Raw genomic sequence first — 26,514 nt, 5'->3', positions numbered from 1 at the left:
GCCATGCGTGAACTACTCACCACAACGCTCTGGCATGCCATTACCCCGATTTACGGCGCCATTCTCGAGCACCCCTTCATCACCGGGCTCACTGATGGCTCCCTACCAGAACCAAGCTTCCGCTTCTACGTCGTGCAAGATGCCCTCTATCTCCAAGATTTCGCCCGAGCACAAGCACTCGCCGCAGCCAAAGCGCCACGAGACACCTGGTGCGAGTTATTTGCGGAGCATGCGAAAACGAGTCTCGTTGTTGAGCGAGCGCTCCATGAAGCATTTTTCCAGCATTGGGGACTTTCTTCCGAAGCAGTCTATCGCACCCCAAAGATGCCCGCAAACCAGGCATACACGAACTATCTCCTTGCCACCGCTGCACTCGGCACATTTGAAGAGGCAATCGCCGCCCTGCTGCCGTGTTACTGGATCTATTGGGAAGTCGGCAAGCACCTCGAAGCTACTGGCTCTCCCAATCCCCTCTATCAGCGTTGGATTGAGACGTATGCTTCCGAAGAGTTTGGCAGCATTGTCCAAGCGGTGCAGACAGTGATGGATGAAGCAGCGGCTGATTTACCAGAGAGCCGGCGAACTGTGCTGATTCGCCACTTTCGCCAGACGAGCATCTATGAATGGCAATTCTGGGACGATGCGTATCACCGGCGAACATTTCCCTGGCTGGAACAAGAAAGCGAGCACCGGTGACAGTCGCCAAAAAGAGATCCACCGTGTATACTCACGAACTTGGCAAGCGGACGCGTCAGAGGGGTGGGTTACAGCACACCAGCAAGCATTGACGCGGCGCGAGCAACGCCGAAGTGGCGGAACGGCAGACGCGGCGGTCTCAAAAACCGCTGGGGGCAACCCCGTGAGGGTTCGAGTCCCTCCTTCGGCACCGTCCGTTCGCACCATCCGATTCGTTGACCAGCTCCTCCCTCCGCCGACCAGTGATCGTCAACCGATCGTGAGCCGGAACGCTACGGGAGGAGCCCGATGGGGATCAGTCAGCGGAAGGATGGCACCTTCGATGTCTACCTGCGGGTTGGAGGGAAGCGACTGGCGACAACTGCCCGAACCCGGCAAGAAGCCGAAGCCAAACTCCACCAGCTCCAACGGGAACTCGGTCTCCTCGACCGTTCGGCAACGCTCGCCACTGCCTTCTCCCTCCTCCTCGCCCGCCCCCTCAAACCCGCATCCGCCTGGAGTACCAGGAGCTCTGGGACCGGTTCTGCCAGCCCCTGGCCAACCAGCCGCTCCGCTCCCTCTCCCCGACCGCCATCCGCCTCCTTCTCCTCAGCGTGAACTGGGGAAGAGGAGGCATATGGGAGTCAGGCGAGGGTCAGGTGAGGGTCACTCCGTCAACGACAAACCCCCGCCAGCGACACGGCCAGCCTCTTCCCACGGCACTCACGCCGAGTGAGCAATCGAGTTCGCAACGAGCTGATGCAGGTGTTCCGCGGCCTCCCGCGCGAGCCCCGGCGTCACGTGCGAGTAGGTATCCAGCGTGATCTGGATCGTGCTGTGGCCTAAGAGGCTGGCCACCACCTTCGGATGCACCCCGTCGGTTAAGAGGAGCATCAACGCACCTACAACACTGCAGCATACCTGTCGCAGTCCGCCAGACTACAAGCGATCTCGTCCCAGTGTGCTGCCAGCCAAACGCCCAACGATGCCTCACAAGTGCAGCTTTCCCGCACCGTGTTATCGCACGTTTGGAGCAGAACTTCCCCGCGAGCATGATAGGGTGTTTCGCTACACTGAGTACTCCGTGCTGTGCAACAGGCACGAAGACGATAGCGGATTTGCCGTACTACGGGAAGGCTGATCCCGGAGCTAGGCACCAAGAACGGCAGTCGTTCCATTCCCGACATCAAGAAATCTGCTGAGACGAGGGAGATCCTCTAGCGTCGCCAACAGGCAACATAAGACAAACACCCGTTCAGTCCCCTCCTGCTGCCACACTCGTGCCAGGAATTGCAAGATCTCGCGCCTAAGGTTCTCCAGGTCTGCTATCCGGCAATTACACACGCTGCCACACCACCGACCAGAGCACTTACACAAGTCCCAGACTCGCGTGGGCCCCATCACCGTTGCCTTATCCCTGCCAAGACGCAACTCTTTCTCGACAGATAGTGGGAAAGGGTGCTACTAGACCACCCCCGCCCCCAAAATCGGCGATGGCAATCGTCACCCAGCGGCAGAGACCATCCACCAGCACCACCGAGGTCGCTCTTGCTCCCACCTTTGTCTGGTTCATGTCCTGCCGCTACACTCCTGCTGACAACAAGAAGAAGGTCAGTCTGACGGAAGGGAGTTGTTGATGCCGTTCCAGGCTTTCCGCTGGTTCCCACGTGCTGCCAGGCCAGCGCCCTCACGAGCCCGCCCCAGGCGGCTCCCCCTCGTGCTGCTCACCCTCCTCCTCGTTGCCTCCTCACTTCCCACACCAGCCGCCGCAGAGCCCATTCTCGTGCCATCCCCACCCCAACCAGACGGAGTGCGGGATGACATCGGCCTCGGGGTCAACCCCTTCGCCGCCTGTCGCTCATGGTGGGTTCTGTCTCCGCCTGGCCCCTTCGAGCTTGTGCCAGAGGTCTTCGTTCCCTTCCTGGCCTATGATGTCCCCGTGGATCTCGGGCTGGAGCAGCAGCCAGTCTTCGGAGCAGGGCCCTGGCTGGAAGCAGGGCCCCTGATGCTGGAGCCCTATCGGGAAGGTCTCGCGCTTGCGGACACTCCCGTGTGCCCCCTCTTCAGGAGTGAGGAGCGCACCATCGTGGGAGGACGCTGGGTTGCCTATTCACCGAAAGGGCGCGTGGAACTCACCAATGCCCTGCCATTCATCACGCGAGAGAAGTCTGTCGCCACCATCACCTTTGAGGCGGACAGCTCATCTGGTGGCTCCATTGTCCTCCCAAACGTTTTCGAATACCGCAGCACCTGGGATCCGCTGGATCCTCCCTGGTGGCTGACCAGTGGGCGACTGCCCTGGGAACTCCTCGCAGGGCTGATCCAGGTGGGCGACTCCCGCTTCATCCAGCGTGAGCCGCCTGCCATCCCCATCGTTGGCGACCCAGACGGCGGCGGCGTGACCTATGCGGCCCTGGCCAACGCGGTTCGGTCAGCAACCCCATGGCAACCCGGGATGGTGATCGACGCCCAGGGCAACGTCACCGTTGACCCCACTGCGCCCAAGGTCTCTTTGCAGCCTGTGATGGTTCCTCCATCTGCAATCCCCGGGGGCCCTCATCCCTCCGTCGTCCCCGACGTCTTCTGGGACTTCCTGCAGCAACCAGGATGGGTGGCAACCGATCTTTCCTGGGTTCATATAGACCCGCGGCATCCGGCGGTGAAGCTCTTCCACTACACGCTGGTCAAGTCGCCGCACCGCGTGCCCTGGCTCTGGCTGGTGGGGCTGCCCATCACTGATCCCTACTGGACACGCGCCAAAGTCGGCGGGGTGGAGCGCTGGGTATTGGTGCAGTGCTTTGAGCGGCGCTGCCTCAGCTATACGCCTGACAACCCGGATCCGTGGAAGGTTGAGTTCACCAATACCGGGCTGCACTACTACCAGTGGCGGTACGGAGCACCCTGGAATGCACAGACGTTGGGACTGGAAGGGGTAGCCGGTTATGCGTTGGGCACCTACCGCCGCATCGAGTAACCGTGAGGAAAACCGGAAGGACAGGGCCAGGGAAACAGCCCCTGGCCCTGTTTCGCGGTTTAGCACTTGATCCGGATTTGGTTACGTGGTGTCAGAGTTACGGTGTCGTTGTGCTGTAGAGGGAGCAAAGAGATGAAAAAGACCACAAGTCACTCCTTCCAGAGCCAGCCCCTGGTTGCCAACCTAACGTCTTCTGTGGTATCGTCACTCCCTGCTGGAAGGGAAGTTGGTTCCTCATCAGGAGAGGAGAAGTGGGATGGCTCGCTCCCAGATCCAGCGGCTGGCACGCTTTGTTACCCTCTGTTTCCTGCTAGGGAACCTTGCTCTCCTGCCGCCACCAGCAGCCGCCCAGCCAGCCCCAGGAAGCCCTCCAGTCAGCCTGCAACCGAATCAGCCGGTGCCCCCAGGCTTCCAGGGGGTACTCGACCTGATCGGACTGGGAATGACACTCGCTCAAGCCTGCCACGCCGCCGGGTGTGGATGGCTGCAACCTGATCCAGGAAGGGCCCAGCTCATAACCGTGGGGCTCCCCGCACTGGTCTTCGATGTGCCAGTGGCTGCTCGCAGGGAGAACTCCTGGTTCTTCGGCGCACTTCTGAGCAGGTACAGCGTCGAGTCCTCCTCCTCGCCAGCCGACGAACTCTTTGTTGAGCCCTACCTGGAGGGAGTGATCAAAGACTATTTTGATTACGGCTACCCCAACAACTGGCCCTACCGAAGGGCGGATGACCCCTCCAAGCTCCTGGGGGCTCGCTATGTGCTGTACTTCGAGAAGGGGAGGTTAGAGATCACCACTGGCTCTGCCTCGCCTTTGTCACAAGATGCTGCAGTCTGGCGAACTCTCGACTATCCAGCCAAATTGGAGGAGCATAGCCTGGCCCGTTTTGCCTCTCGCTGGCACGAGGCACCCTGGGCCATCACCTCGGGATTGCTGGCCAAGGAACTCCTCACGGGACAGCTCCAGGTGGGGGACACCACCTTCATCCCGCGGGAACCTGCGGCTATCCCTGTTGCTGGAGATGCCGATGGCGGCGGGGTGACCTACGCTGCCCTAGGGAGGCTCATAGGGTATAAGCCGTCTTCCGCAGGCTCGACGGTAGTCCAGACCATCGATAGCCAGGGCAAGGTCGGGGTTGATCCCAGCCTGGGTCGTTACCTCGTGACCACGCTGGACATTGGAGCCCCCACCCAGCACACGGTTGCCAGTGTCTTCTGGAAGTTCTTCCAGTGGCAGCGCAGCCAGGCCGAGGTCATCGATGTCTGGCGACTTTCATATATACCACATTGGACAGGAGAGTTGGGGCTCGAATTCACGCTCAGTGATGATCACTCCTGGCCCTGGCTGTGGCTGGTCGGCTGGCCCTTGACTGAGCCCTCCTGGACGCGGGCCAAGGTCGCTGGGGTGGAGCGCTGGGTGCTGGTGCAGTGCTTTGAGCGGCGGTGCATGACCTACACGCCGGAGAACCCGCTAGAGTGGCGGGTGGAGTTTGCCAACACAGGGCGGCACTATGTCGCCTGGCGCTATGGGGCAGCACGGGCTCAGGAGGAGTGGATCTTCCCCTGGTGGCAGGTCTACCAGCCCGCAAGCTAAGATGCTGGCGGGGTCAGAGGCTCTTCCTGCCACCATACCAAGGGTGGAGCGATAGTTGTCTCTGGTGACAAGGCGCTGGTGGCTTCTTCAAGGGCAGCAGCCGATAGGGGATTCGTTAACATTTTTAAGCTGCAAGAATCCACGACGTATGACATCGGCAATGCGCTTCCGCCGTTCTGACAGGAACGTGTGATAATCCATGTCGTACCACCGCTCTGGGAGCGCGTGCAGGTCGTACATCACACGAAGCTCTGCAGGGGAGAAGCGCTGCTCCATGCGAGGCACGTATTCCTTGGGATCGCGGTCAGAGATCTGAATGTTGTCGGTCCACTCCACGAGGGCATAGTTTGCAACCTGATTAATCAGACGATCATCGTTGATTCCGATGCGCTGCAAATAGTGACGAGGAAAGAGGTGATGCCGCTCGAGCGCTGATTTCTTCGCCTTAGTGGACGGATCAAGAAGTTCTTTTACTTTCATTGGAGAATACAGCACTGGCGCATCCAGGAGACAAAGCGCCGCGTAATAGGCAGATTGACCTGTATTCCGCGGGGCAGCCGTCTCCAGTTCACTGGGCAAGGTGACTTCCCAATAGTCTCGCGTCAGGACGGCGTCAATCTGCTGATCAAGAATTCTCACAAAATCAGCTGCTGTTTTCGCTCCGCGCAAAAGGGCGAGATCTTGCTCCATTCGAGATTCCGGCGATGAGGTGTAGCGCCCTGTTAGAGACGCCATGAAGAACCAGCGTGCCATCACCTCGCGCAGGGAGTATGGATCTACCCCAAAGTCGCGTTTGCCAATCAGCCACAAGGCATAGGTGTACAGTACCGCCAACTGTGAAGAGATAAGCTGGTCGCCGGGATATCCTGCCCGCTTCAATGCCTTAAAAAATTCGTGCCAGTTGGTCAGGTTGAGAGTGTAGGCTTGGGCTTGCTGAAGAATTTGAAATTGCCGTTCACGCTGTTCCACAGAAAATTGACCCGTCTGCAAGTCTTTGCCGCGTAGAAGCGAGTAGACGTACGCCAGCTGTGCCCGCCGGAACCCGAGAGCAACACTGACACGCAACAATTGGTCGGGATTAGGACGCAGATAGTAATTAAACGGTGAAGGCTGAGCGTCCATAGGTGGTATTTTGGCCCGTCGGCAGAAGTCCTCGAGTTCCGCACGTCCATCATCCCAGAAGACAGACATCAGGGTGAGGATGAAGTCTGCCTGGTTGAGAGGCGTCCCCATGCTGTTGATGCGAACAAAGATCTCTGCCACCTGATCCTCGTCGACTGAGGAGGAGATCTCCAGAGCGGTCACAGGATAATCCAATAGTTTTTGCAATCGGTCGATAGCCGCAGCCACCTGCTGTTCATCGTCAGGAGTGACCTCGCGCTTTTCTTTGAGCCGCTGGAGGTATTGTGCGATAAACGCATAGGTGCTTGTGGCGGGCTTCCACAATTCGCTGATATCGGCGATCCAGGTAACATCGCGTTCAATAGCGACGTTCGTCACCTCAAACTTCTCCTCCAACGGGTTGAACGCAATACGGATCCGGGCACGTCGAAAGTTCTCATCAACGACTGGTACAGCTTTAATCACGGCGTATAAGGAGGTCAGTCTTTGCTGGCCATCCACGATCAGCAGGCGAGGAACTTTTTGCTTCCTGTCTACCCCGATGACTCGATGTTCCCCCGGATAGCCATTTTCCCAGAAGAGCAGATAGCCGATGGGATAGCCGCGATACATGGAGTCGAAGAGGTCGCGTACTTTGCTCATGTTCCAGACGAACGGCCGCTGGATATCGGGCAAACCGATCTCACCCATCGCGATGTCTTCGAGCAGTTTCTTCAGGGTGTAATCGACCTTCTTGAAGAGGATATCCGCCACGATCCGCGTTCCTTCCCCGCATAAACGCCCTTCTAAACAGGCCATCACGCTGATCACCTGTGTCCCATGCCATATGTTCGATAATACCAGGAACCGAGACAAAAGAAAATCCCAGTTCCCATATGGGAACTTGGATTCTGGTATCTGCAGAGAAGTTACGGTGTAGCTCGAGCAGGGCCGGAGGGACTCGAACCCCCAACCTGCGGTTTTGGAGACCGCTGCTCTGCCAATTGAGCTACGACCCTATTTCACCATTCCCGACCCACGTGCGCGCGTTAGCGTGTTTCGCGATGCACCTGGTGCTTGCGGCACCGTGGGCAATATTTTCGCAACTCTAGCCGCCCCGGATCGTTACGCCGATTCTTCTCCGTGACATAGTTTCGCTCGTGGCACTCAGTGCACTCAAGCGTGATGACGATCCGGTCAGCCTTTCCTTTCTTCGCCATAATACCACATCCTTCAGTGCGTGTCGACCGGTCGTCCGACTTACTTCAGGATTTCGGTGACGACGCCGGCTCCGACCGTGCGCCCACCTTCCCGAATCGCAAACCGCGACCCCGCCTCCAACGCCACCGGCTTGTCCAACGTCACCGTCAGATTCACGTTGTCCCCCGGCATCACCATCTCTACCCCAGCCGGCAGCGTCACTTCCCCCGTCACATCCGTCGTCCGAATGTAAAACTGCGGCCGATACCCACTGAAGAACGGCGTGTGCCGCCCCCCCTCCTCCTTCGACAACACGTACACCTCCGCCCGAAACTGCGTGTGCGGCGTGATCGACCCCGGCGCCGCCAGCACCATCCCCCGCGCAACCTCGTCCCGCTCAATCCCCCGCAGCAAGCACCCCACGTTGTCCCCCGCAACCCCCTCGTCCAGCACCTTCTGGAACATCTCAATCGACGTCACCACCGTCTGCCGCGTCGGCCCCAGCCCCACAATCTCCACGCTCTCCCCCGGCCGGATCCGCCCACGCTCAATCCGCCCCGTCACCACCGTCCCCCGCCCTTTGATCCCAAACACGTCCTCGATCGGCATCAGGAACGGCTGGTCCACCGGCCGCACCGGCGTCGGAATGTACTCATCCACCACCCGCAACAGCTCCCAGATCGGCGCATACTCCGGCGCCTCCGGATCCGTCGCACTCGACTCCAGCGCCTTCAGCGCCGACCCCCGCACCACCGGCACGCTCTCCCCCGGAAACCCATACTGGCTCAACAGCTCCCGCACCTCCAGCTCCACCAGCTCCAGCAGCTCCGGGTCGTCCAGCATGTCCACCTTGTTCAAAAACACCACAATCGCCGGCACCTCTACCTGCCGCGCCAGCAAGATGTGCTCCCGCGTCTGCGGCATCGGCCCGTCCGGCGCACTCACCACCAAAATCGCCCCGTCCATCTGCGCCGCGCCCGTGATCATGTTCTTGATGTAGTCCGCATGCCCCGGACAGTCCACGTGCGCATAGTGCCGCTTGGCCGTCTCATACTCGACGTGGCTGATCGCAATCGTAATCCCCCGCGCCCGCTCCTCCGGCGCCTTGTCAATCCGATCGTACGGCGTGTAGTTCGCCCACCCCTTGAAGCTCAATACCTTCGTGATCGCCGCCGTCAACGTCGTCTTCCCATGGTCTACATGCCCAATCGTCCCAACGTTCACGTGCGGCTTCGTCCGCTCAAACCGCGGCTTCCCCATCGCTCTGCCTCCTCGCTTGACTCCAGCTATGCCAGGTCAATTTCTCACTGGGTGTGTATCGCTCTGCGTCGCGATCACATAGAGTGAATACTCGTGGGGGGAGAGGGATTCGAACCCCCGCAGCATTGCGCACCTGGTTTACAGCCAGGCCCCTTTGGCCACTCGGGCATCCCCCCATGTTCCCAGAGCCGATGGTGGGACTCGAACCCACAACCCGCGGTTTACAAAACCGCTGCTCTGCCAATTGAGCTACACCGGCATCTGTCTGATGCATGGCATTTTTAACACAAAGCCCGCGTGCTCAAACAAGAGCACAGGCGTGACCAAGGGCCAAGTGTACTCAGGAACATGTGCGCCTGTCAAGAAGGACAAGGAGTAGCCCTGATGCGAAAGAACTGATCCCACATGAGGATCGCAAGTCCGACACCATAGAACAAGACAACGGGGACAGCAGACGGTGCTGGCATGAGCATGTTCGCACCAGGAAGCCACGTACAGCCATCAGCCACAGCAGTCACCAAGCTCCCAGCAAGCCACGGGAGAATGCCCACGAATTGGCCCAGTGCACTGTGCACGGAGGCAGCCAGCACCGTCAGCACCCCGCCTGCCATGACCACGGGCACAATCGGCTCAACGAGCGCGTTCGCAAGCGGGCCAATCAGCGAGAGTTCCCCAAACCAATAGAGCGTCGCTGGGATAACGGCAGCCTGCACACCACATGCGACCAGAAAGACCTGGAGCCAGCGCGGATACTGCTTCACACGCCCCTGGATGCTAATCAACGCAATGGTGGCAATAACGGAAAGTTGAAAGCCTGGTTGGAAACGCAGGAGTGGGTTCCAAAGCAGGAGAACAGCCGTGGCCCAAAGCACAAGCAGGAGCGGCGCACGCAGGCGACCGAGCAACAGCCCAACCATTGACAGCGTCGTCAGCATGGCAGCTCGGAGCACTGACGGCTCCATTCCCACGAGATAGGCATACATCCAGACCACGCCAAGAGTGAGGGCCCCGAGAGAACGGCGTCCAAGCCATCTTCCGGCTCCCGCTTCCAGGACACCAGCCAGCACGCTTAAGTTCCAGCCACTCACGGCAGTGATGTGGCTTAGCCCAGCCCGTCGAAACGTCGCGCGTGTCTGCGGTGGCATCAGCGCATCATCACCGGTAAGGACACCGAGCGTCAGAGATCCGGCTGGCTCGGGAACCGCCGAGAAGACACGATCGCGAAGCGTACGCTGCACCATCGCGCGCCACCGTTGTGGTGTATTCGCCATACTCCCCGTTACCCGAGCTGACTGTACGTCAAGGACAAAGACCGTCTGCCGGCCAGTTGCAATCGGTCGCATCGCACGCCGGACGTTTCCTTGCATGCTGAGCTGCATCCCCTCCTCGATCTCGAACGTCGGATCAAAGAGCGCAGTGACTGTTGTGGTCACTGGCTTGGTAAGGTGCAACTCGGCTTGGGTCATCGTGGGATACGTACGGGGCACCGAGACAACAATGCCTTCAAAGAAGCGCGACTGTTGCAATGTTGCGTCGTGCGGTAACCACGGGCGGCCATGCAACGCACACAATACTCCACTACCAAACGCTCCAAGGAGCAGAAGGACACTGAGGACAGGCTGAATCGGCCACCGGCGATGCAGGAGCATCACGCAACAGACGAGGACAAGGGCACAGGGGATGAGCAGATGCAGATCAGCAGCTACAACTCCGGCTAAAAAAGCGGTGGCAGCTGCCGCTCCAAGCATGCGCATTACTCTCCAGTTGTCGCGAGTTCACGCCACGCATCGACCATGCGAGGCGAAACACCTCGAACAGCAGCAAGATCATCAAGGGAGGCAAAAGGTCCATGGGTATTGCGATAATCAATAATCCGCTGTGCAAGCGCTGGGCCAATCCCTGGTAAACGTTCAAGCTCTTCTGCAGAGGCAGTATTCACATTGATCTTCTTGCTCGCTGACTCTGGCGTCGGCGGTGGTGATCCAGTTGCGGCCGGTTGCTGCATGTCTGGGGTCGAAGCCGCTGCGGTTGCATCAGCCGTTTTGGTTCCGTGTGATGTGGGTATCTTTGTCGGGACAATAATTGTTTGCCCATCTTCTACAACTTGCCCGAGCGGTAAGGTGTTGAGATTAGCCTCTGGAATTGGCACGGCGTGTTGAATCGCTTCGGCTACACGCGATCCGCGTGGCAGCGTATAGAGACCAGGGGTAGCGACTGCACCGCCCACATAGACCGTCACAGCCGTTGGCGTCTCGTCTGGCAGAACCGTTAAGACAAGCTCATCCGGATGGTAAGGCCAAACCATGAAGATTCCGATCATAATCAGGCTGCCAAGGAGAAATCCGATGAGGAAAAGCTGCCAGTATGCAAGGCGGCGAATGAATTGCCTCATTCTTCCCCCTCTCAAGGATTTTATCGCAGATTGTCAGCGGGTATTTTGCCGCTGTGGTACAGTAACAGATACGCCGGCTGTGCCGGCGCAGGACGATACAGGCAACGAGATCAATGACACTCGCACATCTCACCGCATATCTCGCAACTGATACCTGGCAGAACCAACTCGTCACGACATTACAAGCCTGTTCCGGCAACATCGGGGCGCATTGTGAGGATGTGCCAGCGGCAGCGCGTGCCCCACTGCTTGCGGCTCTCGCCCTCCGCTGGCATGGACCAATGCTGATCGTGACGCCGCGTCCCGACCAGGCCGACGAACTCGCAGAACTGCTTCGTATCTACTTGCCCTCTTCGCTTACCCCACAGCGATGGCCAGTTGCTGATACGCTGCCATACGATGTGCTTTTGCCTGATGCTGATGTTGGGGCAAGGCAAGTTGCCATCCTGTGGCACCTTTTGAGCAATGTTCCCCAAGTCGTCATTGTTCCAGCACGGGCACTTGGTCAACTCGTTGGCATGCCAGAGGCTCTTCAAGCGCACACCCTCGAACTGCGTGTTGGGATGCATCTTTCGCCTGTGGATCTCATGACGTCGCTGCTGGACTACGGATATCGCCGTGTCGGCACTGTCTCAGAAGTTGGCCACGTCAGTCAGCGAGGCGGCATTGTCGACGTTTGGCCAGCGACAAGTGAATACGGCCTTCGTATCGAATTCTTTGGTGATGAGATTGATTCACTCCGCTGGTTTGATCCAAGTACCCAGCGCTCGGTTGAGCGCACTGACGCTGCGCTGATCCTGCCGGCTCGCCTGGCTTCGCAGGCAGAAATCGCACGTGCTTGTGAACAAGCACGGCAATGGGATACGGCCACACTCCGGAGTGAAGTCAAGGATGAGTGGAACAAGCTCCTTGGACGATTGGAACGTGGCGAGCTGAGTTACCCTCCGGAATTGCTCGCCCCACTCGTCTATCAGCCCGCCGCAACAATCCTGGACTACCTCCGCTCAGAGCAACACCTTACCGTGATTCTCGAACCAGCGAATGTGCGCCTTGCGCTCGAGCAGCTTGCCCTCCAAGCCGAGGACCTCCGTCAAACGCTTGAGGAAAGCGGAGAACTGCCCTACGGCCTGCCACAGCCTTATCTGCCGTTGCCCGCTATCTTGACAACACTCCAGCAGAAGCGGCAACTGCTCCTCGGTCAGCGGCCAGAGGATTGGCCAGGTGAAACGATTCCGCTTCCTGCCAGCCATGGTTACAGCGCTGATATGCCGCTGCTTCTTGGCCATGTTCATGAGCTTCCAGCGGTTGTCCGCGCCCGACAGCAGCAAGGCTGGCGCATCGTCTTAGTGACCGAACAGCGAGAACGCATCACAGAAATTCTTGAAGAGCAAGATATTTTCCCACGCCTGGTTCACCACGGGGACAGTGAAACAGGAGACGGCGCGTCATGGCCACCGGGGACCGTTGAGGTCATCCGCGAACGCCTTACCAGTGGCTGGCAACACGAGCGTTGTCAACTTATTGTCTTGACCGATCGCGAACTCTTCGGTTATCGCCGTGTCGTGCATCGGCATGCTCAGCGGGTGCGAAGCCGAAACGACCTCTTACAGCAACTCCAGCCTGGTTGCTACGTCGTCCATGTTGAGCACGGCATCGCGCGATATGGTGGACTGGTCACCCTCGAAGTGAGCGGGGTCAACCGAGAGTATTTACTGCTCGAGTATGCCCAAAACGATCGTCTCTATCTCCCTGTTGACCAACTGGATCGTATTACGCTCTACGAAGGACCGGACGGTGCACCGCAACTGACACGGCTCGGGTCACCGGACTGGGGGCGCGTCAAGCGTCGCGTCCGGCAAGCTGTCCGTGAACTCGCTTTTGATCTGTTGCAACTCTATGCCTTACGCGAAGCCGCTGAGGGGATTGCGTTCCCTCCGGATACCACATGGGATATCGAACTTGCTGAATCCTTCCCGTATCAGGAAACTCCCGACCAATGGCGCGCTATCCAGGAAGTCAAAGCGGACATGGAACAGCCCAAACCAATGGATCGCCTTCTCTGCGGAGATGTCGGTTTTGGGAAGACGGAGGTTGCGCTGCGGGCCGCTTTCAAAGCAGTCAACGCCGGATACCAGGTCGCCGTGCTTGTTCCCACAACAATCCTCGCCCTCCAGCACTACACGACGTTCCAGCAGCGCTTGGCGCCGTTTCCCGTGCGCATTGAAATGTTGTCACGGCTACGGAGCAAGGCTGAGCAACGGCACATTCTCGCTGGACTTGAGCGCGGTGAGGTCGACATCGTGATCGGTACGCACCGGCTCATCCAAGCTGATGTCCGGTTTAAACGACTGGGGCTTGTCATTATTGATGAGGAGCACCGCTTTGGCGTCGCACAGAAAGAGCACTTCAAGCGCCTACGGACAAACGTCGATGTATTGACGCTTACCGCTACGCCGATTCCGCGAACGCTCTACCTCGCGCTGAGCGGAGTACGCGACCTTTCGATCATCGCAACACCACCACAAGATCGCGTGCCAGTACGGACATTTGTCACGCCCGCCCGTGATACCGTCATCCGCGAAGCGATTCTCCGCGAGCTGAACCGCGGCGGGCAAGTCTACATTGTCCACAACCGCGTCCAGTCAATCTATCACTTCGCCAACAAGATTCAGCAGCTCGTTCCTGAAGCACGCGTCGCAGTGGCACACGGTCAGATGAACGAAGACGAGCTTGAATCGATTGTCCTTGCGTTCCTCCGTCAAGAATATGACGTTCTTGTCTGTACAACGATCATTGAGTCCGGCGTTGACATGCCGAACGTCAACACCATCATCATTGACCGTGCTCATCAACTTGGCCTGACGCAACTGTATCAACTCCGCGGGAGGGTTGGGCGGAGTCATCAGCGGGCATACGCCTATTTACTCTATGATGCGCATCAGCCGCTCTCGCCAGAAGCGCAGGCACGATTAGAGGCAATTCAAGAAGCGACCGAACTCGGCGCAGGATTCCAGATCGCGCTTCGCGACCTTGAGATTCGCGGCGCTGGCGACATTCTCGGACCAGAGCAAAGCGGGCATATCGCCGCCGTCGGATTCGAACTCTACACCCAATTGCTTGCCCAGGCAGTGGAGGAAATTCGCCAAGGAAGGCCGCTTGAAGAGCCACCCAGCGTCACTGTCGACCTGCCAGTTGAGGCGACAATCCCGGAGAACTACTGTGGGGATCCGGCAGTGCGCATGGAGTTGTATCAGCGTTTCGCCCGTGCCCGCAAGATGAGCGAACTGCGCGAACTGGAGGAGGAGCTGCGCGATCGCTTTGGACCGCTGCCAGAGCCAGTCACGAAGTTGCTTGAGCTTGCGCGCTTACGGATCCGCGCAAGTCACATTGGCATCAGCGCGATCGTGGAGCGTGATGGAGAAATCTTTATCCGGCCCGTGATCGGAGCCAGAATCAACCAGGATGCGCTGCGCCGTCAACTCGGGCAAGGCGTTTATGTTACCCCCAATCAAGTCAGGCTACTCATCAGCCGACTGAAGGTCGATTGGTGGGACGCGTTGAGCGCGGTGCTCCGCACCATTGAAGACGTTGGGGCCACCTTGCTCCTTGCCGGCGATGATTAATCGGCTACATCAAGCAAGGCTGCGAGGATTTCTCGTGCATGGTCTAGCTGCTCGGGCAGGACGAGAAGATCACATGGTCCGTCCGTCATGTAGGGGAAAGCGGCAATCATCGGACGGATCATCGTTGGAATGCCCTCGTTTTTGAGTGCCTGCTGCCAGAGTTCAGCCACGATGGTATTCGGAGCCGTAACAAGCTTTACCAAAGCGCCAGTGTTGCGCTTTTCCTTCTGATGCGACATTGCTCTATCATTCGCCTTTTCAACCGAGCAACAGTGTTTGCTTTCCAGCCGATCGGTTCGTGCGCTGGCGTCATGTTACCCCTTGAGATAGACAATCGTGACACCAGCTCCGCCTTCATGGGGCTGTGCCAGCTCAAAATGATCAACTGCCGGATGTTCACGAAGCACTTGATGCACCACCTCACGGATCGTTCCAGTGCCTTTTCCATGCACAATGCGAACCCATGGTAATCCAGCTCGGATAGCATCATCGAGATAACGTTCAAGCGCAGGGAGTGCTTCAGCAACACGCATCCCACGAAGATGGAGTTCTAACGGAACAGAAGGCGGAGGAGGAACCTTTACCCTCGTACTAGAACTTGGTTGTCGAGCTGGAGTACCATCGGCTGCAGGGCGAACTGCAGAGCGAGGCTGGCGCACACGAAATGATCCAACCTGCACTTCAACCTGATCTTCTTCCAGCAGCGCAACGACCTCACCGCGTAATCCAAGTGATGGAATGTCGACAACATCTCCGACCCGAAGACCAGGTGAGGTCATCACCTGTGGGTGCGAACGTGGGCGTGTCCGCACGCGGCGTTGGATTTGTCGCAACTGCTGTTCAACCTTCGTCGCCTCATCAGACAATGCCGACGTCGGCATAGTCGCAGCAAAGCGATCAGCCTGCGATAGCTGCCGCCGAAGCGTTTTGACAAGCTCACGCGCTTGCGTTAACTCCGCTTCGAGATCAGCATAGGCAGCATTCCACGCTTCGGCATATCGCTGCTCAGCTTCGTGCAGCCGCTCTTCGGCTTGACGCCGCATGCGCTCAGCGTCATCACGAATGCGCTGCGCCTCTTGCAGTGTCTTCTCCGCGGCTGCGAGACGACGCCGCATCTCAGCAAGCAGCGTTTCCAGTTGCGCAGCATCAGGCGCCACATAGCGACGTGCCTCTTCGAGGACATCCCGCGGCAGGCCAAGCCGTTCGGCAATCACTAATGCATTTGACTGGCCTGGTATCCCTAAGATAAGCCGATAGGTTGGCGACAGCGTCTGAAGGTCGAACTCGACACTCGCATTTTCCAGCCCAGGGGTGACCGCCGCAAAGGCTTTCACCTCAGGATAGTGTGTCGTTACAATCCCTAAGACCCAGCGATCGAGCAACGCGCGGAGGAGCGCCCGAGCGAGCGCGGCACCCTCTTGGGGATCTGTTCCGGCCGCCAACTCGTCAATCAAAACCAGTGAAGACTGGTCAGCTTGCGCTAAGACGTCTCGCATTCGGCGCATGTGCGCTGAGAACGTCGAAAGGTTCTGTTCAATGCTCTGTTCGTCACCAATGTCGGCAAACATCTTCGTAAAGACGCTGAGCTGCGATCCGGGGGCTGCTGGGATAAACAAGCCACTCTGCGCCATCAGGGCTAACAGCCCAGCGGTTTTGAGCGCAACGGTTTTGCCACCAGTATTTGGACCAGTGATGACGAGGATGCGGTACTGCTCGCCCAACGCCAAATCGATCGGCACAACGGTCTCAGGAGGTAAGAGCGGATGTCGCGCTTGCTTGAGATTCAGTCGATGGGTTGGATGTCCAGCCGGACTCGTTGAGGCAGCGGCTTCAACAATTTCAGGTTCAGTAGCTCGCCAGTGGGCAGCAAGCCGGGCTTTGGCAAACGTCAAGTCACATTGCGCGGCCACTTCAATGAGTGTCTGCAAGGCCGGCTCTGCCGCAAGGACTGCTTCCGTGAGCTGGCGCAAAATCCGCTGAATTTCATGCTCTTCGGCGGCAAGCAGCTCGCGCCAGCGATTGGTGAGATCAATCACCGAAAACGGCTCGACGAAGAGCGTCTGCCCGCTTGCTGAAACATCGTGGGTAATACCCGGAACAGCCTGACGTCGATCGGCACGCACGGGAATGACATACCGTCCATCCCGCTGCGTGATGATTGGCTCCTGTAACGCTGGCTGAACGTGTGGGTCGTTCAGGAGACGGCGCAGGCGTTCGAGCAGCCGCTCATGAGCCGCGCTGGCCTCTCGCCTGATCTCAGCAAGCTTCGCTGAGGCAGTGTCGAGAATCTCCCCGCGAGGACCAATCGCCCGTTCCAAGGATGCAGCTAGTTGAGGCAACTCGGGAATACGCGCGATCATTGCCGAGAGCTGCGGGAAGCGCGTCCGCCATTCGTCATGGCGCAACAATTGACCGCGTAATACCCGCCCCGCTTCAACTGTATCGAATACGTCGCGCAGCGCTGGCGGATCCAGCAACTGGCCTTGGCGGGCACGCATCAGTACGGGACGAATGTCTCGGAAACCGCCAATGGAGAGACGCGGTTGCTCACGAAGCAAAGAAACGGCTTCGCGGGTCAGTGCTAACGCCAACTTCACCTGGTCAACATCGGTTGCCGGAACAAGCGAACGCGCATACTCGGCGGCAACCGAGAATTGGCAGTGTTGTGCAAGAATCTCCCGAACCTTATCGAATTCGAGCGTTACCAGGACATCAGGAGCAATCACCATGGTTGTGTCATCCCACTCGTGGAAAGAGCGACCCAGAATGTATGGGCGATACGCAACGCCGTAAGCGGATGGAGCAATTGAGGATGTATTCCCGGAACCCAATCAATGGTAAGATGTACAAGTGTCGCGCTCAGTCGCACGATACCGGGGAAAAGAACCGATTGGTCGATCGCGCGAACCAGTGTACGTTGTACACTACCAGGAGGCAAGCTCGCGATGACGTTCCCGGTCACTGTACCAAGCATGACGGTGAGGACGGCTGCGAACGCAAAGGCAACGAGAGCCAAGACAATCAGACCGATAGAACCTTGCGTCGTCATGACTGAACGACGAACATGTGGTACAAGCGTCACGGCACGCGTAATCACGAAGGGAGTAAGGAGGCCAAAGATAACACTGAGGAGCAACAGCGCCAAGAGTTCGCTTGCCCAGAGGGGCAGGGAATGCAGAACCCCCTGCAACGCCTGCGCAACTGGCACAGTAAACGCCGCAGCTGCAACCAGAATGATAACCGTTGTCAGGAGCGCGAGAGCAGCACGACCAAGCCCGCCAATGAAGGCAAGGGTATAGGCGACTAAAAACACAAGAATGATGGCACCGTCGACTACCACCACGCAATCACCTCTCGCTGTGATTATGCCTTGAACGGCGGTGAGACATCGGCGAGTGCTCAATCAGGACGATTGGAGAGAAGTATAGCGCGTCCTCTTGACAAGAACTAGTGTTCGCAACTATACTGCGTTGCGCAACGGAGCGTGAGTCCGTTGGCAATGCGAGCGGCAAGGGTACAGCGTATTCAGAAAGGAGTCATGTCAGATGCCGCTTACAGAGAAGCAGATGGAAATTCTCGGGTTTATCGAGCGCTATATCGCGCAGAATTCCTACCCGCCAACTATTCGCGAAATCCAACAAGCACTGAATATTTCGTCGACGAGCGTGGTCGACTACAACCTTAATACATTGGAGCGGCAGGGGTTCATTCGGCGCAATCGCCATATTTCGCGCGGTATTGAACTTGTCTACCGCCGTGTCACGGATGACACGTCAAAGATCGTGCGAATTCCGTTGCTCGGCCATATTGCAGCAGGCCGGCCGATCCCCGTTCTCGAGACAGCTGAACTCAGCACCGTTACCGAGCACATCGAGATCGGCGCTGACCTCGTCGGCTCGCCCGAAGGTCTCTTCGCCCTGCGCGTTCGCGGCATCTCGATGCTCGATGCGCTCATTAATGACGGTGATATCGTGGTTCTCCGGCGCCAATCGTCAGCCGAAAACGGCGAAACCGTGGCTGTTTGGCTACGCCGCGAACAAGAAACAACACTCAAGCGTTTTTACCACGAGGGAAGCCGCATTCGCCTCCAACCGGCAAACGCCTTCCTTCAGCCCATCTACACAACACCCGACAACGTCGAAATCCAGGGGAAGGTCGTCCTCGTGTTGCGCACGTTGGGGAATACCACGCAGCACTAGAATGAAACGAAATGGCATAGTATTCTTGCTACAAGACGAATCAATTCGCTATACTTTGGGTGAAGCGTGAACGCGATATCGCGCAACCCAGCCAAGGAGCCGCAGCATGGAATTTAAGGACTATTACAAGATTCTCGGTGTGCCACGCGATGCCGACGAGAAAACGATTAAGGAGGCCTATCGGCGTCTCGCGCGCAAGTATCACCCCGACATGAACAAGGGTGATCCACAAGCCGAGGAAAAATTCAAGGAAATTAATGAAGCCTATGAGGTTTTAAAAGATCCTGAGAAGCGCGCGCGCTATGACCGCTTTGGCGCCGACTGGGAGCGCTATCAGCAAACGACGGGCGCCAGCGCTAGCGACTTCTCGGAGTGGCTCTTTGGCCAGCGCGGTACCGGCACAACGGCTGAACGTCGTGGGACGAGCGGGACGGGCTTCTCTGACTTCTTTGACATGCTCTTTGGCGACCTCAGCGATCTTTTCGGCGGTATGGCAACGCGCGACCGCGCCCGTCCCCGCACACGGCCACAGCGTGGACAGGACTACGAGCACCAAATTGACGTCTCACTGCGTGAGGCATACCACGGCGCAACACGGCGCATCACTGTCACGGTCGATGAGCGGTGCCAGGCTTGCAACGGCACGGGCCTTGACGGTCGAGGAATTTGCCCGGTCTGCGGTGGCACGGGCTACATCAGCCGATCAAAAACGCTTGAAGTCAAGATTCCGGCGGGAGTGCGCGAAGGCTCGCGCATTCGCATCGCAGGCCAGGGCGGCCCTGGCACAGCCGGTGGACCACCAGGCGATCTGTATCTGCGTGTTCACCTGATACCAGATCCACGATTCGAACTCGACGGCGACAATCTCCGAACCGAGGTTGAAGTACCACTGTACACTGCAATACTCGGTGGAGAAGTGGTCGTGCCGACACTTGACCGCCCAGTCGTCCTGCGTATTCCACCGGAGACGCAAAATGGCCAGGTCTTCCGGCTCCGGGGCAAGGGTATGCCGTCGCTCAAAGGTGGAACGCCCGGCGATCTCCTCGTCCGCGTCAAAGTCGTCCTGCCGACCAAACTCAGTCAAGAGGAGCGCCGTCTCTTTGAACAACTCAGAGCACTGCGCGAATCTCACGTCCACGCATAGCCTCTGCGGCAGACAGTCAACGTGGTATAGTCAAGCGTTGGTCTAGCGACGGTGTGGCCGAAGAGCGAGCAAGGAGAGCACGAAATGCCAGCGACGCTGATTCTGGGTGGGCAATGGGGCGACGAAGGCAAAGGCAAGATCACTGACACGCTCGCTGCCCAAGCAGACATGGTCGTGCGACCAAACGGCTCGGCAAACGCCGGCCACACTGTCGCGACCGAGGATGGCATTTTCAAATTCCACCTGGTGCCAGCCGGTATCTTGCATCCGCACTGCATTTGCGTGATTGGGGCGGGCGTCGCCATTTCTCCGCCGGATCTGCTTGCAGAACTTGAAACGCTGCGTGGACGTGTTCAGCTGCAAGGGCGCTTTTTCATCAGCGATCGCGCGCATGTCATCATGCCCTACCACCCGCTCTTAGATCAGTACGAAGAAGCCCGGCGCGGATCCTCCGCTGTTGGTACCACCCTCCGGGGCAATGGGCCAGCATTTACCGACAAAGTGGCTCGTCGGGGTATTCGCATTGCTGATCTCGTTGCAGGAGATGCTGCATCACTCCGGGAAAAGCTTGGCCTTGCGCTTGCAGACAAGAATACACTCTTCCGCCACCTCTACGGTGCCCCTCCGATTGATCCCGAAGGCATGCTCGAACTCGCACAACAGTGGGGGCAAGCGCTTGCCCCCTATGTGATTTCGGCCGAGACATACGTCCAGGATGCCCTCAACGCAGGAAAGCGAGTCCTCGTTGAAGCAGCGCAAGGATGCATGCTCGACCTCGACTACGGTACGTACCCGTATGTCACCTCGACGTCGCCGACGGCCGCTGGTGCATGCCAGGGAGCCGGAGTTGGGCCGACGCAAGTTGACCGCGTCATTGGCGTCTTCAAGGCGTACACTACGCGCGTCGGTGCGGGGCCATTCCCTTCAGAACTGCTCGACGAGATTGGCCAATTAATTCGTGAGCGTGGACATGAATACGGCACAACCACTGGCCGGCCTCGTCGCACGGGCTGGTTCGACGCCGTTGCCGCACGATATGCAGCGCGACTCAATGGCATGACCGAGATCGCGCTGACCAAGCTTGATGTCCTCGATCCACTTGAAGAGATTCGGATTTGCGTTGGCTATCAGCTTGATGGGAAAGAACTGATCGCTCCGCCAGCCCGTGTCGAAGACTATGCGTGTGTCGAGCCAATCTATGAGACGATGCCGGGTTGGAAGACCGACACAGCTGATGCAACAACGATCGAGCAGTTGCCTGCGGCAGCCCAAGCCTACATCGCCCGCCTTGAAGCACTAATCGGCGTACCGATCACCATGATTGGCATCGGCCCCCAGCGCAAGCAGATCCTGTGGCGGACTGCCCCCATGCTGGCATAATGCCGGTGGGCAATGAGACGGCACACGATTGGTAAAGGGGACACGCATGCTGGATGCTCAAGCGATTCAGCGCATCATTCCCCACCGCTATCCGTTTCTGCTCGTTGACCGCATTGTCGAGATCGAATGGGGCAAACGGGCAGTCGGAATCAAAAACGTCACGGTCAACGAGCCGTTTTTCCAAGGGCACTTCCCCGGCAATCCGATTATGCCAGGCGTATTGATCATCGAAGCCCTTGCGCAAGTGGGAGCAGTCGCCGTGCTTGGCATGCCAGAATATCGTGGTAAGCTGGCATTCTTTGCCGGAATCGACCGAGTGCGCTTTAAGCGACCGGTTCGTCCCGGGGATACGCTGCGCTTAGAAGTTGAACTCGAAAAGATGCGCCGCTCAATCGGCATTGGACAGGGGCGAGCGACAGTTGATGGCGAACTCGTCGCTGAGGGCTCCTTGATGTTTGCCCTGGTCGATGTGGAGCAGTCGGCTGAAGCGTCGTGAACGGCAGGTGCTATCGACGAAGCGCACCACGGGTGCTGCTGATCAAGCCATGCTGTCTTGGGGATGTTCTCATGGCAACCCCAGCCATTCGTGCAATACGACAGCATTGGCCAACTGCTGTTCTGGAGATTCTCGTTTCACCCTGGGCAGCTCCAGCACTTGAAGGCAATCCCCATCTTGACGCAGTGCTTCCACTCACCTATCCGCTACGGCTGCTCCCACTACTACGAACAGCGCATGTGCTTCGCCGTCGTCACTATGACATTGGCATTGGGCTCGATCGCTCTCCTCTCGTAAACGTTCTGCTTCATTTGAGCAACATCCCTGTGCGTGTCGGCATCGCAAGTGGATGGCGTGGCCTTGGTTTGACTGTGGGTGTTCGGCCACTCCCGGTTGAGCATGAAACACGCCTGTACCTTCGCGTGCTCAGCGCGCTCGGCATCTCTGATCAAGGAGATGCACCTGAATACATTCCAAACCCAACGCTCGTCACTGCCCTTCAGCATCGGCTTGGCCCTTTCGGATCACCCTTGATCATTGTCCATCCCGGCGGTGGAATGAATCCAGGGGCTCGTTTGCTTGAGAAGCGCTGGCCGCCCGAAGCATTTGTTGCGCTCCTTGCAAAGCTCCATGCACGTTTCCCTACACTCGATCTTTGCCTCATCGGCAGCGAGACAGATCGTGAGGCGGTAGCGGCCATTCGCGCACGGAGTTCCTTCCCCATTCGTGACGTGAGCACTCAACTCAGCCTAGCCGAGATTGCCGCGCTGTGCTCACAGGCTGATCTCTTCATCGGCAACGATAGCGGTATCAGCCACCTTGCAGCGGCAGTTGGCACACCGACGGTGACCATTTTTGGTCCCACCGACCCACGCCGCTATCGCCCCCTCGGCCCGCACAGCCTTGTCTGCGCTCCGCCCGGCGCAGAATCCTACTGGCATGATCACGACTTGCGACGGCAGCAGAGCTATTGCGCCGCACTCGACATCCGACGTGTTTCAGTCGAGGCGGTCTTCGAAGCCTGCATGACACTCCTCAACACCCGAACGCGGACGGTCCCGGCATGATTCCACGTGGCCTCCGTCGCGGGATGAATGCTGTTCTCGGGCGTATTCTGACGTCAGTGGTCCAGCCAATTGCTTCTCCAGAGCCAATTGTCCTCGTCGTACGCCCAGATCATCTTGGTGACGTCCTCTTCGTGACCCCTGGCCTCCAATGGTGGCATGAACACGTCCCTGGCTATCGCCTTGCGCTCGCCATTGGCCCGTGGAGCCACGATGTCGTTGCCTATCATCCAGCTGTTGATACGGTGCTGGAAATCCCCTTCCCCGGATTTACGCGGCAGCGGCATCATCGGGTTTCGGCATATACCATGCTCCTCCACTACGCCCGACAATTGCGCCATCTTCGTCCAGTAGCAGCCGTTCTGCTCCGTGATGATCACTGGTGGGGGGCATGGCTCACTCAGCAGGCTGGCATTCCCATTCGTATCGGAGCCGACCATCCCCTCATCCGCCCTTTTCTCACCCACCCCATCCAGCTCACTGGTCAACACTGGGTCCAACGCAACGTCGCATTACTTACCGCGACCGCCGAAATCCTTGGCGTCGCTTCGCCACCCGTGTCAGCCACTCCAACGACCATGCCATTAGCCTGGTTTGGCCCAACAGACGCAAGCACTGCGGCACAGGCATTGCTTCGTGCGCTGGGCATCAATCGACCGTTCATCGTACTCCATCCTGGAGCCGGGGTTCCAGTAAAATACTGGCCAGCGCTGCGCTGGGCCACGTTGGCCCGGCTGCTTAACCAGGCCGGCTATACTGTCCTCATCACTGGCACACGGGCAGAGCAATCGCTTGTTGAGATGGTTGCGAGGATCGCTGGTCCAGATACCATTGCGTGCGCTGGCAAGACGACAGTGCCAGTTCTCGCTGAGGTTTTGCGGCAGGCTGCGCTCGTGGTTGGTCCTGATACTGGCCCACTGCACATCGCTGTGGCAGTTGGGACTCCCACCGTGCATCTTTTCGGGCCAAGCAACGCCGCATCGTTTGGTCCCTGGGGAGATTCACAGGTGCACCGTGTGGTTCATGCTGGGTGGCAGTGCCGACATTGTGAGAACCTGAGCCCCGGTCGCAGAACAGCTGGGTGTCTCACTGCACTTTCGGTTTCGCGTGTCGCTGAGGTTTGCTTTGATGTTCTTGACCATGCCAAGCCCGCGTAGTTTGCACATTGGCATTGATGCAAGCCGTATCGGCGTCGGATACGAAACCGGAACGGAACGCTATGCCCGACGCATCACTGAGGCGTTACTGGCTCTCCCTGCCCCACACCATTTCACCCTCTTTACGAATCAGGCGAAAACGCTTCCCTTCCCCATCCCACCCCATGCGCATCTTCGGCCTATTCCATTTCCCCGTCTTTGGACCCATCTTCGCTTAGCGATCGAGTCCTGGCGCTTTCCACTCGATGTGCTCTTTGTTCCAGCGCATGTCCTGCCACTCCCGTTACGGGGCAAGGGTGTCGTGACCATCCACGACCTCGGCTTTCACTATGAGCCGGCAGCACACCCATGGCGACAGCGCCTGTACCTTGAACTAGGAACACGGTGGAGCATATGGCGAGCGGCGAGGATCATCGCGATCTCCCAGACAACCGCACGTGACCTCATGACCATCTACCGAGTGCCACCGGAGAAGCTCTCCGTTATCCCACACGGCATCGATCCCCATTTCGTGCCCCAATCACCTGCCGAGCAAGACCGTGTTCGCGCGAAATACGGCCTATCCCGACCGTTCGTGCTCTACGTCGGCACAATTCAGCCGCGCAAAAACATCCGCGGGTTGCTCGAAGCCTTTCGCTTGCTTGCCGACACCCATTCAGATCTCACCTTGGTTCTCGCGGGCAAGCGCGGCTGGCTAGCTGACCCGATCTTCGAAGCTCTTGCGCATCATCCGGATCGTGAGCGCATTCGGTTCCTGGGGTATGTTCCTGAAGAAGACCTCCCCGGGCTCTATAGCGCCGCGCTCGTCTTCGTCATGTCCTCACAGTACGAGGGATTTGGCTTGCCCGTCCTTGAAGCGATGGCATGTGGCACGCCGGTCGTCGCCTCACACCGTGGAGCTCTGCCCGAGATCGCTGGCCCGGCAATCCTCGTCGACGCCCTCAATCCACAAGCCCTCGCACAAGGCATTCAGGATGCACTCTGCCCCGAGCGTCGTCCAGCACTGATCGCCGCTGGCTTGAAGCACGTCAAACGCTTTACTTGGGAAGCAGCAGCGAGGGCAACACTCGCGGTGCTCGAAGCGGCCGCCCAGGAAGGGTAGCCCGATGCCATTTGAGCGATTTCAGCGAATACTGGTTGTGAAGCTCGCCGATATTGGGGATGCCGTTCTTGCCTTACCAGCACTACAGGCCCTGCGGTCGGCCTATCCAACGGCCACCATCGACGTGATGAGCACGCCGCAAGGCGCAGCAGTCTTTCACCTCAGTCCGGTCATCAATACGGTCTACAGCTTCGACAAAGCGCAATTCGATCAGGCCCGAGAACTCCTCGCTCCGCAAAACTGGCTGCCTCTGCTGCGTCTCGCACAACGCCTGCGCCAGAAACGCTATGATGCCGTCGCCCTCCTGCATCATCTGACAACTCCGTTTGGCCGTTGGAAGCATCGCATGCTACTGACCGCAACTGGCGCGCCAGTCCGCGCAGGATTAGACAACGGCACCGGAACGTTTCTCACCCATCGGATTCCCGATCTTGGTTTCGGCGCAAAACCAGAATGGCAATACGGCCTCGAGGTCGTACAAACTCTCGGCGCAACTGCACAGGCATCTGCCCCACAACTTCAGCTCCCACACAGCGCCAAGGTTGAAGCGAGGAACCTCCTTCGGGGATCACATGGTCCCAGGGTTGTCGTCCATGCACGTGTTGGCCCGTATGGCCCCGGACGCGCCTGGCCGCTTGCTCATGTTCGCACGTTCATCCATGGGCTGCTCGACGGCGGATGCACAGTAATCCTGACTGGGACGGCCGCTGATGGCCCATCGTTGCAGCCACTCCGCCACCTACCAGGCGTGCGCGACCTCATCGGGCAGACTACCCTCCCAGTCCTTGCAGCAGTGCTGCAACAAGCTCACCTGGTGATCGGGGCGGACAACGGCGTACTCCATCTTGCGAACGCGGTTGGGACACCGGTGCTCGCGCTCTTCGGGCCCTCTAACGTACACGCGTGGGCACCATTCCACGCACGCATTCTCCGCGCTGGAGAACCGCTGCCGCCAGGCTGCACAAGCGTCGCACTCACACTCGGACTCCCATGCTCACCCTGCTTCTACGTTGGCTACCGTCTTGGTCGACCACAGGGCTGTCATACCCGATGGTGCTTGTCTGGATTGTCACCAGCACTCGTCTTGCGGTACGCGTTTGCTCTCCTTGCAAGGATACAAAAGTAGGTTCAGCACATTGACGTTGCAGCAATGACG

At 58.5% G+C, this 26,514-nt stretch carries 21 protein-coding genes and 4 tRNA genes; 13 read left to right on the top strand and 12 right to left on the bottom strand.

The features are described from left to right. Nucleotides 1-3 precede the first annotated feature (3 nt). Both tenA and N675_RS07565 read left to right on the top strand, forming a co-directional pair. Nucleotides 4-696 (top strand): thiaminase II, encoded by a 693-nt coding sequence (tenA, locus tag N675_RS07570; protein WP_038038811.1) that lies wholly within the window; start codon nt 4-6, stop codon nt 694-696. A 107-nt stretch (nt 697-803) separates the two neighbouring features. Continuing rightward, nucleotides 804-886, top strand: a tRNA-Leu gene (locus tag N675_RS07565). A 512-nt stretch (nt 887-1,398) separates the two neighbouring features. On the opposite strand, the gene N675_RS14330 is transcribed toward N675_RS07565, so the two are convergent. Then, nucleotides 1,399-1,569, bottom strand: coding sequence for a site-specific integrase (locus N675_RS14330; protein ID WP_156100844.1), 171 nt, complete (start codon nt 1,567-1,569; stop codon nt 1,399-1,401). A gap of 1,192 nt (nt 1,570-2,761) precedes the next feature. On the opposite strand from N675_RS14330, the gene N675_RS07555 reads away from it, so the two are divergent. Next, a complete protein-coding gene (locus N675_RS07555; protein WP_156100843.1) occupies nt 2,762-3,649 on the top strand; it encodes a hypothetical protein in 888 nt (295 codons plus the stop codon). 256 nt (nt 3,650-3,905) lie between these two features. Then, nucleotides 3,906-5,240 (top strand): hypothetical protein, encoded by a 1,335-nt coding sequence (locus tag N675_RS13670; protein ID WP_051914445.1) that lies wholly within the window; start codon nt 3,906-3,908, stop codon nt 5,238-5,240. 87 nt (nt 5,241-5,327) lie between these two features. Here the strand turns inward: N675_RS13670 and N675_RS07545 are convergent, their stop codons facing one another. The 8 genes from N675_RS07545 to N675_RS07515 all read right to left on the bottom strand — a co-directional run bounded on the left by N675_RS07545 (nt 5,328) and on the right by N675_RS07515 (nt 11,193). Continuing rightward, nucleotides 5,328-7,115, bottom strand: coding sequence for a GmrSD restriction endonuclease domain-containing protein (locus tag N675_RS07545; RefSeq protein WP_038038808.1), 1,788 nt, complete (start codon nt 7,113-7,115; stop codon nt 5,328-5,330). A gap of 172 nt (nt 7,116-7,287) precedes the next feature. Beyond that, nucleotides 7,288-7,360 (bottom strand) — tRNA-Trp (locus N675_RS07540). Between the two features lie 30 nt (nt 7,361-7,390). Continuing rightward, the gene (rpmG, locus tag N675_RS14040; protein ID WP_081886934.1) at nt 7,391-7,561 is read right to left on the bottom strand and encodes a 50S ribosomal protein L33; all 171 of its coding nucleotides are present in this window, start codon (nt 7,559-7,561) and stop codon (nt 7,391-7,393) included. Nucleotides 7,562-7,601: 40 nt separating this feature from the next. Continuing rightward, complete coding sequence (tuf, locus tag N675_RS07535) at nt 7,602-8,801, bottom strand: elongation factor Tu (protein ID WP_038038807.1); 1,200 nt, start codon at nt 8,799-8,801, stop codon at nt 7,602-7,604. Nucleotides 8,802-8,895: 94 nt separating this feature from the next. Beyond that, nucleotides 8,896-8,977, bottom strand: a tRNA-Tyr gene (locus N675_RS07530). A 10-nt stretch (nt 8,978-8,987) separates the two neighbouring features. Next, a tRNA-Thr gene (locus N675_RS07525) sits at nt 8,988-9,060 on the bottom strand. Between the two features lie 100 nt (nt 9,061-9,160). Continuing rightward, nucleotides 9,161-10,549, bottom strand: coding sequence for a ComEC/Rec2 family competence protein (locus tag N675_RS07520; protein ID WP_197066280.1), 1,389 nt, complete (start codon nt 10,547-10,549; stop codon nt 9,161-9,163). 5 nt (nt 10,550-10,554) lie between these two features. After that, the gene (locus N675_RS07515; protein ID WP_038038805.1) at nt 10,555-11,193 is read right to left on the bottom strand and encodes a ComEA family DNA-binding protein; all 639 of its coding nucleotides are present in this window, start codon (nt 11,191-11,193) and stop codon (nt 10,555-10,557) included. Between the two features lie 113 nt (nt 11,194-11,306). On the opposite strand from N675_RS07515, the gene mfd reads away from it, so the two are divergent. Beyond that, entirely contained in the window at nt 11,307-14,816 is a 3,510-nt protein-coding gene (mfd, locus tag N675_RS07510; RefSeq protein WP_051914443.1) for a transcription-repair coupling factor, read from the top strand. Here the strand turns inward: mfd and N675_RS07505 are convergent. From N675_RS07505 to N675_RS07495, 3 genes are all read right to left on the bottom strand, one after another. Beyond that, nucleotides 14,813-15,055, bottom strand: a complete 243-nt coding sequence (locus N675_RS07505; RefSeq protein ID WP_038038804.1) for a putative signal transducing protein — start codon at nt 15,053-15,055, stop codon at nt 14,813-14,815. The genes mfd and N675_RS07505 overlap by 4 nt on opposite strands. Nucleotides 15,056-15,130: 75 nt before the next feature. After that, nucleotides 15,131-17,545, bottom strand: coding sequence for an endonuclease MutS2 (locus N675_RS07500; protein WP_038038803.1), 2,415 nt, complete (start codon nt 17,543-17,545; stop codon nt 15,131-15,133). Beyond that, entirely contained in the window at nt 17,539-18,159 is a 621-nt protein-coding gene (locus N675_RS07495) for a hypothetical protein (protein WP_156100842.1), read from the bottom strand. The genes N675_RS07500 and N675_RS07495 overlap by 7 nt, the downstream gene beginning before the upstream one ends. Before the next feature lie 202 nt (nt 18,160-18,361). Here N675_RS07495 and lexA point away from each other — a divergent pair, with 202 nt between their 5' ends. From lexA to N675_RS07455, 8 genes are all read left to right on the top strand, one after another. Then, entirely contained in the window at nt 18,362-19,015 is a 654-nt protein-coding gene (gene lexA / locus N675_RS07490) for a transcriptional repressor LexA (RefSeq protein WP_038038800.1), read from the top strand. 106 nt (nt 19,016-19,121) lie between these two features. Next, nucleotides 19,122-20,159, top strand: coding sequence for a DnaJ C-terminal domain-containing protein (locus tag N675_RS07485; protein WP_038038798.1), 1,038 nt, complete (start codon nt 19,122-19,124; stop codon nt 20,157-20,159). 84 nt (nt 20,160-20,243) lie between these two features. Continuing rightward, nucleotides 20,244-21,539: an adenylosuccinate synthase gene (locus tag N675_RS07480; RefSeq protein WP_038038796.1), complete on the top strand. Its 1,296-nt coding sequence runs from the start codon at nt 20,244-20,246 to the stop codon at nt 21,537-21,539. Between the two features lie 46 nt (nt 21,540-21,585). After that, nucleotides 21,586-22,035, top strand: a complete 450-nt coding sequence (gene fabZ, locus N675_RS07475; RefSeq protein WP_038038795.1) for a 3-hydroxyacyl-ACP dehydratase FabZ — start codon at nt 21,586-21,588, stop codon at nt 22,033-22,035. A gap of 71 nt (nt 22,036-22,106) precedes the next feature. Beyond that, nucleotides 22,107-23,102: a glycosyltransferase family 9 protein gene (locus N675_RS07470; protein ID WP_051914441.1), complete on the top strand. Its 996-nt coding sequence runs from the start codon at nt 22,107-22,109 to the stop codon at nt 23,100-23,102. Next, nucleotides 23,099-24,256, top strand: a complete 1,158-nt coding sequence (locus N675_RS07465; protein WP_051914439.1) for a glycosyltransferase family 9 protein — start codon at nt 23,099-23,101, stop codon at nt 24,254-24,256. Before N675_RS07470 ends, N675_RS07465 begins: the two co-directional genes overlap by 4 nt. Further along, nucleotides 24,228-25,358, top strand: a complete 1,131-nt coding sequence (locus N675_RS07460; RefSeq protein ID WP_231577969.1) for a glycosyltransferase family 4 protein — start codon at nt 24,228-24,230, stop codon at nt 25,356-25,358. The genes N675_RS07465 and N675_RS07460 overlap by 29 nt, the downstream gene beginning before the upstream one ends. Nucleotides 25,359-25,362: 4 nt before the next feature. Next, nucleotides 25,363-26,484 (top strand): glycosyltransferase family 9 protein, encoded by a 1,122-nt coding sequence (locus N675_RS07455; RefSeq protein ID WP_038038794.1) that lies wholly within the window; start codon nt 25,363-25,365, stop codon nt 26,482-26,484. Nucleotides 26,485-26,514 lie beyond the last annotated feature (30 nt).

The organism is Thermorudis peleae (assembly GCF_000744775.1).
GTDB classification, from domain to species: domain Bacteria; phylum Chloroflexota; class Chloroflexia; order Thermomicrobiales; family Thermomicrobiaceae; genus Thermorudis; species Thermorudis peleae.
The sequence above is the reverse complement of the archived record's forward strand: the minus strand, read 5'-3'. Positions and strand labels throughout refer to the sequence as shown.

What these genes read in the sequence shown, in the direction of transcription:
- tenA (WP_038038811.1), top strand. Translation starts at nt 4, where the DNA reads ATGCGTGAACTACTCACCACAACGCTCTGGCATGCCATTACCCCGATT.
- N675_RS07455 (WP_038038794.1), top strand. Translation starts at nt 25,363, where the DNA reads ATGCCATTTGAGCGATTTCAGCGAATACTGGTTGTGAAGCTCGCCGAT.
- N675_RS13670 (WP_051914445.1), top strand. Translation starts at nt 3,906, where the DNA reads ATGGCTCGCTCCCAGATCCAGCGGCTGGCACGCTTTGTTACCCTCTGT.
- rpmG (WP_081886934.1), bottom strand. Translation starts at nt 7,561, where the DNA reads ATGGCGAAGAAAGGAAAGGCTGACCGGATCGTCATCACGCTTGAGTGC.
- N675_RS07460 (WP_231577969.1), top strand. Translation starts at nt 24,228, where the DNA reads ATGTTCTTGACCATGCCAAGCCCGCGTAGTTTGCACATTGGCATTGAT.
- N675_RS14330 (WP_156100844.1), bottom strand. Translation starts at nt 1,569, where the DNA reads ATGCTCCTCTTAACCGACGGGGTGCATCCGAAGGTGGTGGCCAGCCTC.
- N675_RS07480 (WP_038038796.1), top strand. Translation starts at nt 20,244, where the DNA reads ATGCCAGCGACGCTGATTCTGGGTGGGCAATGGGGCGACGAAGGCAAA.
- lexA (WP_038038800.1), top strand. Translation starts at nt 18,362, where the DNA reads ATGCCGCTTACAGAGAAGCAGATGGAAATTCTCGGGTTTATCGAGCGC.
- mfd (WP_051914443.1), top strand. Translation starts at nt 11,307, where the DNA reads ATGACACTCGCACATCTCACCGCATATCTCGCAACTGATACCTGGCAG.
- fabZ (WP_038038795.1), top strand. Translation starts at nt 21,586, where the DNA reads ATGCTGGATGCTCAAGCGATTCAGCGCATCATTCCCCACCGCTATCCG.
- N675_RS07485 (WP_038038798.1), top strand. Translation starts at nt 19,122, where the DNA reads ATGGAATTTAAGGACTATTACAAGATTCTCGGTGTGCCACGCGATGCC.
- N675_RS07515 (WP_038038805.1), bottom strand. Translation starts at nt 11,193, where the DNA reads ATGAGGCAATTCATTCGCCGCCTTGCATACTGGCAGCTTTTCCTCATC.
- N675_RS07470 (WP_051914441.1), top strand. Translation starts at nt 22,107, where the DNA reads ATGGCAACCCCAGCCATTCGTGCAATACGACAGCATTGGCCAACTGCT.
- N675_RS07505 (WP_038038804.1), bottom strand. Translation starts at nt 15,055, where the DNA reads ATGTCGCATCAGAAGGAAAAGCGCAACACTGGCGCTTTGGTAAAGCTT.
- tuf (WP_038038807.1), bottom strand. Translation starts at nt 8,801, where the DNA reads ATGGGGAAGCCGCGGTTTGAGCGGACGAAGCCGCACGTGAACGTTGGG.
- N675_RS07465 (WP_051914439.1), top strand. Translation starts at nt 23,099, where the DNA reads ATGATTCCACGTGGCCTCCGTCGCGGGATGAATGCTGTTCTCGGGCGT.
- N675_RS07500 (WP_038038803.1), bottom strand. Translation starts at nt 17,545, where the DNA reads ATGGTGATTGCTCCTGATGTCCTGGTAACGCTCGAATTCGATAAGGTT.
- N675_RS07520 (WP_197066280.1), bottom strand. Translation starts at nt 10,549, where the DNA reads ATGCTTGGAGCGGCAGCTGCCACCGCTTTTTTAGCCGGAGTTGTAGCT.